This is a genomic window from Dentiradicibacter hellwigii (assembly GCF_041770905.1).
In the GTDB taxonomy this organism is placed as follows: Bacteria; Pseudomonadota; Gammaproteobacteria; order Burkholderiales; family Rhodocyclaceae; genus Propionivibrio; species Propionivibrio hellwigii.
Genome location: NZ_JBEUWX010000002.1, coordinates 1,029,827 through 1,043,901, shown reverse-complemented (window position 1 = coordinate 1,043,901; position 14,075 = coordinate 1,029,827). Strand labels below are relative to the sequence as shown.

The window sequence follows — 14,075 nt, the reverse complement described above, 5'->3', positions numbered from 1 at the left end:
AGAGTTCCTGACGCCCGCCCTCCTTAGAACGTGTTCATAGTCTTCGTAGCAGGATTCCCAAGAAAGCCAAAACTACCATTTGCAGACTGGTACTCAACTTACGCTCGCAGTTTTTCCAAAGCCGTCTGTTCTTTTCCAACCAGGAAAAACTGCGCTCTACTACCCATCGCTTTGGCAATACCGCAAAACGCTGCAATTCGTTTCGTTTGGCAATCTCTACTTCCGCACCAATCAACTCCTGTACCGACGAAGCAAATGCCTGACCCGTGTAACCTCCGTCGGCAAGGACTTTTTGTACCGCACCAAGATTATCTCTGTCACGTTCCAATGCCACCAGGCCGCCTTTTCTATCCGTAACATCCGCCGTCGTTACCGCAAGGGCATGCGGCAAACCTTGCGTGTCAACCGCTATATGTCGCTTGATACCGCTAACCTTCTTGCCCGCATCGTAGCCTTTTTCCATGGCGGTATCCGTGTTCTTCACGCTCTGCGCATCAATAATCAGGAAAGTGGTTGCTTCATGGCGTCCCTGCTTGCGACGTGCTGCGGCCACCTGATTTTTTTTAACGCTTCCTCAAGGAGACTGATGCCACTTTCGCGGGGCTCACTCCATCTTTGGAAGTAGGAATGAACGGTGCGCCATTTGGGAAAATCGCCCGGTAAGGCACGCCAGGCACAGCCGTTGCGTAGAAGATAGAGAATGGCACAAAAGACATCGTACAAGTCCACTTTGCGCGGTGCTGTGCGTCTGCGAGCACTTTCCAAAAGAGGAAGAAGAGTAGCAAATTGTGTGCGACTTATATCGCTTGGGTAGGCTTTTCTGTTCATAACGATACTTTACAGCAGAGACTATGAACACGTTCTTAAGGGAATCGGCGCCGATGCGGTTGCCCTGGGCATCGTACCGGTAGGCGGCCTCATCGCTGTGTCCGATGCGGTTGTCCGGCCAGCAGGCGATGCTGCCCGCTGTCGCCCCCTCTCCCTCTATCTGCACAGGCGCCATCATGGGGTCTGACGGCACGTGTGGAAGGTGTGTGCGGACAGGCGATTGCCCGGCGGCCCGGAGAAGGGATTGGGATTGGAGTTGTGATTGAAGTTGGGGTTGTTGAGGCTGGGGCTGGAATTGGGATTGGGGGTGAGATTGGGCGTAGGTGCGCCCGCCCGCAGCTTCTCCGGGATGCGACCACGGTAGCCGGTTGCCGGCCGGGTCGAAATGCCAGTGCAGGGCACGGCCGGAAGGGCCGCTGCCGGTCTCCCCAATGAGCCGGCCGGATGCATCGTAGGCGTAATGCAGGACTTGGGGATGGGTCTGGCCCTGGGTGAGGCCGGTAAGCTGACCCAGGGCATCGTACTGATACCGGCGTTTGTAGAGCTGTCCGATGAGCGGCGCCGGGATGCTGGCGGCATTGCCCAGCTGCCAGTGCTCTCCTTCGGTCTGCCCCCTCAGGGTGAATGTCTGGATGCGTTCGGCGCCGTTCTTGTAACGGCGGCGGGTTTCCCGGTGCAGGGCGTCGCGTTCAAGGCTGAGGACTTCTTCTCCGTTCAGGAGGAGGCCATGCAGGTGACCGGCGCCATAGCGCAGGTAATCGACCCGGCAGATGGCCTGCTCGCTGGCGGTGCGCCTGCCCAGCGGGTTGAGGGTGTGGCGAATGGCGTGCTCGTATTCGACGGGCGGCGGGGCGCCATCCGTCGCGAAGTTGCTCTGCGCATAGAGCCTTTGCGTTTCTCCGGTCAGACGTCCGAGGCTATCGTACGCCATGCATAGCTCGCTGCACAGGCGGGGGGTCTCCTGACCGGGCTGCTGCAGGGCGTGCGTGACGCGGTTTAAGGCGCCGGCCTTGTCGTAGTGAAGATGGGCGATGCGCTGGACGGTGCCTTGCGATCCGTGCTGGCTGCTCAGGATTCGGGTGAGATAACCGGCCTTGTTCCACTGGTAACAGTGGCGGCGGCCCTCTCCGTCGTGATGGGCGATGAGATGACCTGCCGCATCGTACTGGTAGCGTTGTACTCTGCCGTCAAAGCCGGTCTCTTCGATGAGCCGGTCCATGAGGTCGTAGGCGAAGCGGCTGACCGCGCCGTTCTCGTTGGTCAGTTCGATGAGGCGGCCGGCTTCGTCGTAGTGCATGCCGATGCGCTGGCCGCCGTGCCGGCGTTCAACAAGGCGGCCCCAGAGGTCGTAGCAGAGGCGGGTTTCGGAACCGGCGACGGCCTGGTCATGGGCATCCTGCTGCCAGAGACGGGTGATCTGGCCAAAGTCGTTCCACTGCTGGCATAGGCGCGATCCGTCAGGCAGACAGGTTTCGGTCAGCTGACCGGCTTCGTCGTAACGGTAGGCGGTGCGCTGGCCGAGGGCATCGGTCTCTTCGGTCAGCGCGCCGAAGAGGTCGTAGGCGTAGGCAGTGCGCTGCCCCGAGCAGTCGGTATGGCCGACAAGCTGGCCGGCCGCATTGTAGGCAAGATGCCGAATGCCGCCGCGGGCATCGATGATGCTGACGGGCAGATGGGCGGTGAGCGGGGCATTCTGTGGGTCGGGGTAGTGGTAGTGGGTGGTCAGCGCGGCCTCTTCGTCCTGGTCGGCCCCTTGCTGATGGATACGGCTCAGGCGGCCGAAGGCATCGTAGGCGTAACGTGTGGTGCGGCCGGCCTCATCGGTGGTTTCGGCAAGCTGGCCGGCGTCGTCGTAACGGGCGCGGCTGTAACTGCCTTCCGGGCCTTGCAGGCCGGTGATGCGCCCCTGTCCGTCACGGCGCAGATAACGGGTGCCGCCCAGGGGGTCGGTGAGGGCGGTGAGGCGGCCGAAGCTGTCGTATTCCATGCGCTCGATGCTGCCGTCGGCGCGCTGGTGTTCGGTCAGACGGGATAAGCCGCCGCTGCCGGTAAAGCGGTAGATGTCCTGCCGGCCCAGGCTGTCGGTCACTTCGGTGCGTTGGCGCATCTGTCCGTCGGGGGACGGGGGCTCGGAGAGGTAGGTGAAGCGGTAGTTCAGGCCCTGTTCGTTGTGCTGTTCGATGACGCGCGCCCCGGGCAGGGGGGTGCCGGATGCCTCGGCCTGGCCTTCGTAGCGGTAGCGGTGCCAGGGGCCGCCGCGATAGCGGTGGGCGCTCATCAGGTGGGCGGCGTAGGCAAATTCGCGGACACGCCTGCCGCTGCGGTCATGAACGCCGATGAGGTCGCCGGCACGGTCATAGACGTAGCGCACCAGGGGCAGGGGAACGCCGGTCGGCGGGTTCTCCCAGTCGATGCGTTCGAGCCGGATGCCGGTCTCCTGCTGCCAGCCGGCCTGGGCATTGTGGCCGGGGCCGGTCGGCGGGCGCGGCAGGGCCTCTCCCCGTGCCAGCGCTTGCAATCGCCGCTCGTGTTCCTGTTGCCAGGCAGCGGCGGCCCGGGTGTCAAGGCAGGTGTAGTGAAGACGGTAGCGCCGGCCTGTGCCGTCCGTAATGAGGCAGGGCAGGTGACCGGGCAAGTCGACCCGGTCAGCGGGTTTGCGCTGCTGTTGCCATTTGAGCGGCAGGGTGCGCTGTTCTGGCGGCAGGTCTTCGGCGTACAGGATCTTCTGTTCACGGCCGATAAGATCGCGTCGTGTAACCAGACGCCAGTATCCAGCTTCTCCAGGGGTGAAGTGCCAGAGGATGCGCCCGTCGCTGTCGCTGGCGATGATGTGATTGTCCGATCCGGCCCAGGCGACAGGAACATGATGCCATTGGGACTGGCTGTGCCAGGCCGGAAGGGGGGAAGCGTTCTCTGTGGCTATGGGTATAACCGAGGCGTCGGCATGGGCGGTACGCGCCGCGGGCAGGGTAGCGCTGGCCACCGGGATGGGGGAACGGGGCTGTAGCGCGGATGCGCTTTCCCCGAAGTGGTGTACGCCATGACCCTCTACAGGGGCTTGTGCCGGTGATGTGCTCTCAGGGCCGGCTTGACCGCCGCGCAGCAGGTAGATGTCTTCGCTGGGGCTGTAGAGGGCTTCTCCCGGGTGCAGCGGTGTCGGGAAGCGGAGGATGCGCCCGGCGCTGTCAAAGAGGCTCACTCCGTTTGTGTCCAGATGCAGGGAAAGTTCCAGGGCGCTCTTCCAGCCGTAGCCGAACAGACCGCAGGCGCCGCCCTGTTCGGCATTGACGTAGCTGGAGTAGTGCCTTTGCCAGATAAGGGACAGGGCGCCGGGCAGGGCGAAGTCTTGTTCTTCTTCTCCAACCAGTACTTTGGCGCCCAGCTGTGGATTGACCGGGGCGCCAACCTGTAGTCCGCCCGGACAGACCGAGCAGGCTACCGCCCCCTGGTCTCCTATCAGGACGCTCGAGGAGCCGCTCACGATCACTCCGTGTGATACCCCGTCTCCGAGTCGCGCCGCTGAACGTCCCATAGGAAAATCCGTTGCTTATTCTAAATCGACAAGAAAAACGCCAAAATTTACCAATATTCCAGAAATCACAGAACCCTTTTGTTGAATATGACAGTAACTTCTTGAAACAAAAGTCTTCTCTAAAGAACTGTGCTTTTTAATGTTCATCCCGATAAATTTGTCATTAATAGAAAACTGGGATAGCTGGGAGTCGGAACATTTAATATGATCTGCAATAGTTTCATTCCACGCAATAATTGAAAAACTTTTTAAGAGATTTGTATTGGAATCAAAGCCAAATATTATTGCGTTTTCTCCACTTTTTGTTTTGTAACATAAGTCATAAAACGGTATTTCATATATGGTACGCAAACTTTCGGCTTCCCCAAATGCTTTCTTAATATCATTGGCCGAGCTTTTATTGAGAATATAACTGTCGTTATTAATCTTTATCTGGTAAGTGCACTCCTCTGCTGCATAAACAGAGGAACATAGCAATAAGATTATTAATGAAAAAATTCTCATCGTACGACCTCAAGTGAATCGCCATCATTTAATGCATCTCTGACTGATCTGGGCATAATAATACATCCCTGTGATGCGTCATTTGCTGCAAATAAAATATGCAAGATTTTTAACACTTGGGGCATGGAATTTTTCTAAACCCTAAAAAGTCACCAGTAGTAGAATAATCATATTCAAAAATAAATATACATTTATTGCCAAATACTTTTTCTATTCTTTTTATATTATTTCCAATTTCAAATAAAACTTTATAGTATGTCTTTTTTGACAACGCCTCTTTCTCTGATATTTTGTCTTCTGCTTTTACTTGAAACGGATGTGTATAGTTTGAATAAAAAGAAGAATAATATTTAAAGTTTTTATCCATGGCATTTAAATCGGATAAATTAAAAAGCATTGCTAACAATAAAGCTATTCGATTAACTTGCATTTTCTCATTCTTTGTCGTTAGAATGTATGACAGTTCTGACCTAAGCTAAGTCTCCGGGCCTATTTTCCAGAATAATTTTTTGCAAAATCTTAATTAGCGGCTTCGTCGCATAATGGGTTGCTTTATCTTTATTCATCCAAATAACCATCTTTAATACCTTTTGATCTTCGATATAAAAATAATAAAACTCTTCCAATAACAAGTATTATAAAAAATACTACTAAACTTACCCATGGATTCTTAATATAAAAATCAAGAACTTTGTCAAGTAAAACAATGGGAATACATATCAATAAAAGTAAAAAATATTTTTTCATTTTTGCTCCGTACATTCATTATCATCACTACCAAGAGTACATTTAGTTATAGCTTTGGCGCCTTGCCATGCTGCTTGTGAAGCAAGAGTATTTTTAATATGATTTTTATGTTTCTGTGCTCTACTGGCAAGTATCGCTGCCCGATTGGTCGTATTAGCAGCATAACTAAAAAGTACTGAGATAACCTTTATGAAAGAGTATACATTACCTGCCGTAATAAGCCCAGGAGCTATAGTCTTATATGTTGTAGAGAATCCCGTTTTCTTATATTTGATGTCAATATGTTTATACTAATCTAATTTCTTATAAATTTTTCCACAAATTAATCCGAATATGCTGCCGATAACACATAATGTTAGATTATATAAAAAGATAATTAACAGGGTTGTAAATATATCGCCAATATTGTCCACGTGCCCACCAAAACTTTTATAAAAATAAGCCATTAATTGTCCAATGAATGTTTGGCATACAGCCAGAACTGGTCCCATAGCTATTTTATGTCGTGGCGATAAGTAAACAGCTACAAATGCAGAAAAACCTGGCGTCCCAAGTAATATTAATTCTATTAATTGTATTAACTCATGTCCAAGTGTTACAATATATATTATACAGCCAAATGTATATATACAAATTCCAGTTAAAAAAGCTTTTAACATATACTGATTCCGACAAATTATGGTTTGTATCCCGGTTCTCCCGGTTGAGGCCCAGGGTTAATTGGCCAGTTAGGCCATTGACTAACAGGAATATATTGCCTACAAGTTTTCAAGGCTTCCTCCACACAATGGCAACAATTATTCTTAGTAAAATGATAGTCTTGACATTTATTCATTTCTCGTCTTACACAACTATCATTCTCTGACCCTTCTGCCAACACACAAGTTGCCCCTTTAGGTGCTGGATCTGCGTGAACTCCTTCCGGGTCAAAGCTCAATGTATCATTGTTATCACCGTTAAATCGCACAAAACAATGTCGCCCGGGGATTATCGGAAGTTGGATACGGCGATGACACATTTCTGTGCTTAGCCCCCACGGATCCCCCAAAAGCAGGGGATCATGGACATAACTGGAGAGATTAATTCCGCCGTCAAGTCCGATGGGATCCTGACTGATATAAGCGCCCAGCCTGGGGTCGTAGAAGCGATGACGGTTATAGTACAGGCCGGTGGCTTTATCGTGTTGCTGCCCCGGCAAGCGCAGCGTCTGCTCGAAGTGTTCGGGGTCGGCGTTAAACGCTTCTTCGATGTTGCCCCAGGGGTCATGACGGGCAGCGCAGCATACAGTGCTAAAGGCATCGGAAAGCATAAAAGCGTGCCGACCTGATCACACAGCTAACAAGATAAATATTTCCCCCATTTTCTTTCTTTAATTAATCTATAATATCTTTTATATGATGGAATTGAATAGTCAAACATATTCAGAAGCCAAGATAAAAGAAGAAAAAAAAGATAGTTTCTAAAAAAAATTTTTTCTTTAACAAAAATTAGTAATGCGATCAGAAAGATAGATATAATATAAAATATTATTACGCATAAGTAAAATGATATTTTGCTATGATCTCTAGAAGGCATTCCAGGTATAGTTACTAAATAACCTGAAATTGGCGCCATGCCCATAATTATTATAAAAAATACTAATGCCACCCATTTTCCAGTTTCTGGATTAAAAAAAGGTGTGAGAATTTCTTTAAATAATAATATTAACAATAATGTTATATGAGCAAGCAAAAGATGGAAAATTTTTTTCATCACTTTTTGCCTTTGCATCTTTATGCAAATATTATTTACAATTTTGTAGACATGTAATTTGCAATTAAGCCAAGCACTGCAGAAATAAAAAAACAAAAAAACAGTACCATATGAAAATCATTTTTAAAAATTCTGTCTTTCCAATTTGTTGATAAATAATATCCGGAAAAAAAATAAATAAAATATATAATTATTGAAAAAAAAGGCTCAATGTAAAAAAATAGAAAAGTAAAAATAAATATTACTGTAAAAAATGACCAGTTCTTCATTGTCAATCACCAAGTAATATTGCTTTGAAAATATCACCTTGTTGATTCACAGCCGTCGCTGAATCGCCTAAAATTGACAGAATCCCAAATGGGCGTGTTATTACGCTTGTAATAGATCTTCCAACAAACTTTCCAATGTTTTTTGCAGTATAATTATTAAAATCTAGAGCTTCACTTTTTGCTTTCTCCATCAAAACACTTCTTACGTGTTTGTTACTGAAAGCTGTTTTTACTACACGTCTTTCAATTTCAGCTTGTTTGTTGCAAGAAAGATGCCTTGCTCCTTGATAGCCAGCTCTGAACCAGCCTCTCGGAACAGAAGCGACACCTATTACAAACCCCCTTGCATAGTCGAAAATATCATCTCGAACCTGTCCATCAATAAGTCGATTCCAGAAAAATCCAGCAAAATTATCATCATTACCACGCGGTAACGAAGGTATTTCCCATAGTCCCCATGGATCCATCCACTGTACCGGATTTCTGACATAAGCGGAGAGATTAATTCCGCCCTTGAGTCCGATGGGATCCTGGCTGATATAAGCGCCCAGCCTGGGGTCGTAGAAGCGATGACGGTTATAGTACAAACCGGTAATGCGATCATGGAACTGTCCGGACAAGCAAATGTTCTGGAAAAGACCTTCCAGCAAAACATTATACTCTTATTCCTCAGCAAAATTTCCTTAAGCAATTAAGCCATTATCTTTTATGCAAAATACACATTCAAATATCACGGTCCTCCCAATCAGCAATTAAACCATTTATAATCAATATAAGTCCTACTATAATAGATATAATCCAAAAATTTATCTTAAAGATATAGCTGCCCAATCCACCGACCAGTAATGAAATGGTAAACCAAATAAAAATATAATCTCTCTTTTTCATCAAGGACATCCACAAGTAATATTTACAGAGCCTCCACCGGTTAAATTAGCACCAACTGCATTTACAGTTTGGTTAGTCCGGCCTGCCGCAGCTTGAATAGCTTCGTCTGTACCATATTTATTTAATAAATCTTCATAAGTTTTGATACGATAATTAGAGCCTGCTAATGGGCCTCGCATAACCCGTTTTAATCCATTTCTAAAAGTCATTGCTGCTGCACCATTCATCGCTATAGCAGCTCCAACTTTTGCAATGCCAGCATATACCATGCGTCCTGCTCCAAGACCAAATGAAGCCCATTCCCCTGCTAAATATGCTTTTGAACATCTGTTTACACCACCATCAATACCCATTGCTTGGCGTGCAAGAGGGCCTAAACCAAATGATGCAGAGTCCGCAATCGCAGTTGTAAAATCAAGAATTGGCCCCGGAATAATTGGCAAATCTGCCACAGAAAATAGCCCCCACGGATCCATCCACTGTACCGGATTTCTGACATAACTGGAGAGATTGATTCCGCCGTCAAGTCCGATCGGATCCTGGCTGATATAAGCGCCCAGCCTGGGGTCGTAGAAGCGGTGGCGGTTATAGTACAGGCCGGTGGCTTTATCGTGTTGCTGCCCCGGCAAGCGCAGCGTCTGCTCGAAGTGTTCGGGGTCGGCGTTAAACGCTTCCTCGATGTTGCCCCAGGGGTCGTAGCGTGCCGCCCAGATGACCTGTCCCTTGTCGTCGGTCAAAGCCAGCGGCGCGCCGATCTGGTTACAGTGAAAGTAACGGATCTGCAGGGCGTTTGAGGCGCGCGCGTGTTTGCCTTCGCCTTCGTGTTTTCCTTCCCGTTCGCCTTCATCCTCCTCTTCCCGGAGTCCGCCCTGCCTGAGAATGCTTTCGGCCTGCGCCTTGATCTGTTGCTGTAGCTCGCGTACCTCTTCGCTGCCCAGCTGTGCAAGGCTGTTCATTACGCGCGCTATGGCTTCTTGCGCTTCGCTTTGCTCCTCCGGCTGCGCACAAGCGGGTTGGTAGAGTTCGATGAGCGGAGTAAAACTGTATTCATCCTCATAGACGATGTGTGTTGTGCCCGTAGGGCTTTTGATCTGAACCAGATGATCCCCGTCCCAGCCGTAATACGTGGTTCGGGTTGTTTCCGTGGGCGCCGGCGGGGTTTGCGGCGCTTGCGCGGTTTGCATCGTTTGTCTGTGCGATGATTGCAATGCCTGCGGCGCCTGTGATGCCTGAAGCGTTTGTGTTTCCTGAAGGTCGCCGTCCCGGCCGTAGGCGGTCTGTTCGTTGATGATGGGTGCGCTGGTTTCTGTTCTGGTTTGCCTGGCCGGGCGCGTTTCTTCTCCGGGGCGTGCGGTTTGCGTGGTTGTTGTTTCGTAGGCGATGACGGTTTGACTCAGCCGCCGGCCGAAGGGATCGTAACGGTAAATGCTGGTGTAGGCGGGACGGCCGTGCGCGTCGAACTGACGCACTTCAATGAGCCGGTTATCGACATCGTAGAAGAGTTCCTGACGCCCGCCCTCCTTAAGGGAATCGGCGCCGATGCGGTTGCCCTGGGCATCGTACCGGTAGGCGGCCTCATCGCTGTGTCCGATGCGGTTGTCCGGCCAGCAGGCGATGCTGCCCGCTGTCGCCCCCTCTCCCTCTATCTGCACAGGCGCCATCATGGGGTCTGACGGCACGTGTGGAAGGTGTGTGCGGACAGGCGATTGCCCGGCGGCCCGGAGAAGGGATTGGGATTGGAGTTGTGATTGAAGTTGGGGTTGTTGAGGCTGGGGCTGGAATTGGGATTGGGGGTGAGATTGGGCGTAGGTGCGCCCGCCCGCAGCTTCTCCGGGATGCGACCACGGTAGCCGGTTGCCGGCCGGGTCGAAATGCCAGTGCAGGGCACGGCCGGAAGGGCCGCTGCCGGTCTCCCCAATGAGCCGGCCGGATGCATCGTAGGCGTAATGCAGGACTTGGGGATGGGTCTGGCCCTGGGTGAGGCCGGTAAGCTGACCCAGGGCATCGTACTGATACCGGCGTTTGTAGAGCTGTCCGATGAGCGGCGCCGGGATGCTGGCGGCATTGCCCAGCTGCCAGTGCTCTCCTTCGGTCTGCCCCCTCAGGGTGAATGTCTGGATGCGTTCGGCGCCGTTCTTGTAACGGCGGCGGGTTTCCCGGTGCAGGGCGTCGCGTTCAAGGCTGAGGACTTCTTCTCCGTTCAGGAGGAGGCCATGCAGGTGACCGGCGCCATAGCGCAGGTAATCGACCCGGCAGATGGCCTGCTCGCTGGCGGTGCGCCTGCCCAGCGGGTTGAGGGTGTGGCGAATGGCGTGCTCGTATTCGACGGGCGGCGGGGCGCCATCCGTCGCGAAGTTGCTCTGCGCATAGAGCCTTTGCGTTTCTCCGGTCAGACGTCCGAGGCTATCGTACGCCATGCATAGCTCGCTGCACAGGCGGGGGGTCTCCTGACCGGGCTGCTGCAGGGCGTGCGTGACGCGGTTTAAGGCGCCGGCCTTGTCGTAGTGAAGATGGGCGATGCGCTGGACGGTGCCTTGCGATCCGTGCTGGCTGCTCAGGATTCGGGTGAGATAACCGGCCTTGTTCCACTGGTAACAGTGGCGGCGGCCCTCTCCGTCGTGATGGGCGATGAGATGACCTGCCGCATCGTACTGGTAGCGTTGTACTCTGCCGTCAAAGCCGGTCTCTTCGATGAGCCGGTCCATGAGGTCGTAGGCGAAGCGGCTGACCGCGCCGTTCTCGTTGGTCAGTTCGATGAGGCGGCCGGCTTCGTCGTAGTGCATGCCGATGCGCTGGCCGCCGTGCCGGCGTTCAACAAGGCGGCCCCAGAGGTCGTAGCAGAGGCGGGTTTCGGAACCGGCGACGGCCTGGTCATGGGCATCCTGCTGCCAGAGACGGGTGATCTGGCCAAAGTCGTTCCACTGCTGGCATAGGCGCGATCCGTCAGGCAGACAGGTTTCGGTCAGCTGACCGGCTTCGTCGTAACGGTAGGCGGTGCGCTGGCCGAGGGCATCGGTCTCTTCGGTCAGCGCGCCGAAGAGGTCGTAGGCGTAGGCAGTGCGCTGCCCCGAGCAGTCGGTATGGCCGACAAGCTGGCCGGCCGCATTGTAGGCAAGATGCCGAATGCCGCCGCGGGCATCGATGATGCTGACGGGCAGATGGGCGGTGAGCGGGGCATTCTGTGGGTCGGGGTAGTGGTAGTGGGTGGTCAGCGCGGCCTCTTCGTCCTGGTCGGCCCCTTGCTGATGGATACGGCTCAGGCGGCCGAAGGCATCGTAGGCGTAACGTGTGGTGCGGCCGGCCTCATCGGTGGTTTCGGCAAGCTGGCCGGCGTCGTCGTAACGGGCGCGGCTGTAACTGCCTTCCGGGCCTTGCAGGCCGGTGATGCGCCCCTGTCCGTCACGGCGCAGATAACGGGTGCCGCCCAGGGGGTCGGTGAGGGCGGTGAGGCGGCCGAAGCTGTCGTATTCCATGCGCTCGATGCTGCCGTCGGCGCGCTGGTGTTCGGTCAGACGGGATAAGCCGCCGCTGCCGGTAAAGCGGTAGATGTCCTGCCGGCCCAGGCTGTCGGTCACTTCGGTGCGTTGGCGCATCTGTCCGTCGGGGGACGGGGGCTCGGAGAGGTAGGTGAAGCGGTAGTTCAGGCCCTGTTCGTTGTGCTGTTCGATGACGCGCGCCCCGGGCAGGGGGGTGCCGGATGCCTCGGCCTGGCCTTCGTAGCGGTAGCGGTGCCAGGGGCCGCCGCGATAGCGGTGGGCGCTCATCAGGTGGGCGGCGTAGGCAAATTCGCGGACACGCCTGCCGCTGCGGTCATGAACGCCGATGAGGTCGCCGGCACGGTCATAGACGTAGCGCACCAGGGGCAGGGGAACGCCGGTCGGCGGGTTCTCCCAGTCGATGCGTTCGAGCCGGATGCCGGTCTCCTGCTGCCAGCCGGCCTGGGCATTGTGGCCGGGGCCGGTCGGCGGGCGCGGCAGGGCCTCTCCCCGTGCCAGCGCTTGCAATCGCCGCTCGTGTTCCTGTTGCCAGGCAGCGGCGGCCCGGGTGTCAAGGCAGGTGTAGTGAAGACGGTAGCGCCGGCCTGTGCCGTCCGTAATGAGGCAGGGCAGGTGACCGGGCAAGTCGACCCGGTCAGCGGGTTTGCGCTGCTGTTGCCATTTGAGCGGCAGGGTGCGCTGTTCTGGCGGCAGGTCTTCGGCGTACAGGATCTTCTGTTCACGGCCGATAAGATCGCGTCGTGTAACCAGACGCCAGTATCCAGCTTCTCCAGGGGTGAAGTGCCAGAGGATGCGCCCGTCGCTGTCGCTGGCGATGATGTGATTGTCCGATCCGGCCCAGGCGACAGGAACATGATGCCATTGGGACTGGCTGTGCCAGGCCGGAAGGGGGGAAGCGTTCTCTGTGGCTATGGGTATAACCGAGGTGTCGGCATGGGCGGTACGCGCCGCGGGCAGGGTAGCGCTGGCCACCGGGATGGGGGAACGGGGCTGTAGCGCGGATGCGCTTTCCCCGAAGTGGTGTACGCCATGACCCTCTACAGGGGCTTGTGCCGGTGATGTGCTCTCAGGGCCGGCTTGACCGCCGCGCAGCAGGTAGATGTCTTCGCTGGGGCTGTAGAGGGCTTCTCCCGGGTGCAGCGGTGTCGGGAAGCGGAGGATGCGCCCGGCGCTGTCAAAGAGGCTCACTCCGTTTGTGTCCAGATGCAGGGAAAGTTCCAGGGCGCTCTTCCAGCCGTAGCCGAACAGACCGCAGGCGCCGCCCTGTTCGGCATTGACGTAGCTGGAGTAGTGCCTTTGCCAGATAAGGGACAGGGCGCCGGGCAGGGCGAAGTCTTGTTCTTCTTCTCCAACCAGTACTTTGGCGCCCAGCTGTGGATTGACCGGGGCGCCAACCTGTAGTCCGCCCGGACAGACCGAGCAGGCTACCGCCCCCTGGTCTCCTATCAGGACGCTCGAGGAGCCGCTCACGATCACTCCATGGGATACCCCGTCTCCTAGGCGCGCCGCTGAACGTCCCATAGGCCATTTCCTTTCTGGTATCTGGCTAAATCAGATAATGATATTAAATCATGGTTTAGCCACCAGGGGCGAGTGTCCCTTGATCTTCAGTCCTGTTCTCTCCTGAAGCATCTGCTCAAAATTGCGGTAAGCCGGTTGTGGGAAGGCTGTTCGGGTAATCTTGATAATCCGGCCGTCTTTCAGGCGCACCTTTAGCGTGTCCAGCGCCTGGAACGGCTTGCGTTCAAACTCAATCCATAACCGCTCAATCTGTGAGTAAGAAATGTCGCGATAATGTCTCTGAAATGAACTGCGGTAACTGAAAAAGGTCTGGTTATACCGAATCTCAAAAGACTCGTGAGCATATATAAAAAATATGGTAATCAATGTAACTACAAAAAATACCTTGCCTGCTTCAATAAGTCTTGGCTTTGAAACACCATATTTGAATAATATGGCAATAATTAAGCAATATAAAAGAAAACAAATAGAATAAAAAAGCCAGCGTAAACCTGAATAAACTTTAATCGTTAAAATATTATTATTCATAGCCGCTTG

Annotated in this window: 9 protein-coding genes and 1 pseudogene; all 10 read right to left on the bottom strand. The window is 53.5% G+C overall.

The annotated features are described in order from the left end of the window. Window positions 1–34: 34 nt before the first annotated feature. A protein-coding gene (locus ABCS64_RS07045; RefSeq protein ID WP_418890083.1) for an IS5 family transposase occupies window positions 35–828 on the bottom strand; the annotation gives its coding sequence in 2 pieces (ribosomal slippage) (window positions 35–552 and window positions 552–828; 795 coding nt in all). A 1,078-nt stretch (window positions 829–1,906) separates the two neighbouring features. Next, window positions 1,907–4,360: pseudogene (locus tag ABCS64_RS12600) on the bottom strand (DUF6531 domain-containing protein); the annotation flags it as partial. A 15-nt stretch (window positions 4,361–4,375) separates the two neighbouring features. Beyond that, window positions 4,376–4,864 (bottom strand): hypothetical protein, encoded by a 489-nt coding sequence (locus tag ABCS64_RS07035; RefSeq protein WP_418891159.1) that lies wholly within the window; start codon window positions 4,862–4,864, stop codon window positions 4,376–4,378. Between the two features lie 109 nt (window positions 4,865–4,973). Further along, window positions 4,974–5,294 (bottom strand): hypothetical protein, encoded by a 321-nt coding sequence (locus ABCS64_RS07030; RefSeq protein WP_418891158.1) that lies wholly within the window; start codon window positions 5,292–5,294, stop codon window positions 4,974–4,976. A 607-nt stretch (window positions 5,295–5,901) separates the two neighbouring features. Next, window positions 5,902–6,270: a hypothetical protein gene (locus ABCS64_RS07025; protein ID WP_418891157.1), complete on the bottom strand. Its 369-nt coding sequence runs from the start codon at window positions 6,268–6,270 to the stop codon at window positions 5,902–5,904. 17 nt (window positions 6,271–6,287) lie between these two features. Beyond that, window positions 6,288–6,920, bottom strand: coding sequence for an RHS repeat domain-containing protein (locus ABCS64_RS07020; RefSeq protein WP_418891156.1), 633 nt, complete (start codon window positions 6,918–6,920; stop codon window positions 6,288–6,290). Between the two features lie 26 nt (window positions 6,921–6,946). Further along, window positions 6,947–7,363 (bottom strand): hypothetical protein, encoded by a 417-nt coding sequence (locus tag ABCS64_RS07015; protein ID WP_418891155.1) that lies wholly within the window; start codon window positions 7,361–7,363, stop codon window positions 6,947–6,949. 271 nt (window positions 7,364–7,634) lie between these two features. Continuing rightward, entirely contained in the window at window positions 7,635–8,252 is a 618-nt protein-coding gene (locus ABCS64_RS07010; RefSeq protein WP_418891154.1) for an RHS repeat-associated core domain-containing protein, read from the bottom strand. A gap of 267 nt (window positions 8,253–8,519) precedes the next feature. Continuing rightward, window positions 8,520–13,487, bottom strand: a complete 4,968-nt coding sequence (locus ABCS64_RS07005) for an RHS repeat-associated core domain-containing protein (RefSeq protein WP_418891153.1) — start codon at window positions 13,485–13,487, stop codon at window positions 8,520–8,522. Window positions 13,488–13,586: 99 nt separating this feature from the next. Next, window positions 13,587–14,066 carry a hypothetical protein gene (locus ABCS64_RS07000; protein WP_418891152.1) on the bottom strand — a complete coding sequence of 160 codons (480 nt, stop codon included), beginning with the start codon at window positions 14,064–14,066 and terminating at the stop codon, window positions 13,587–13,589. Window positions 14,067–14,075: the final 9 nt, after the last annotated feature.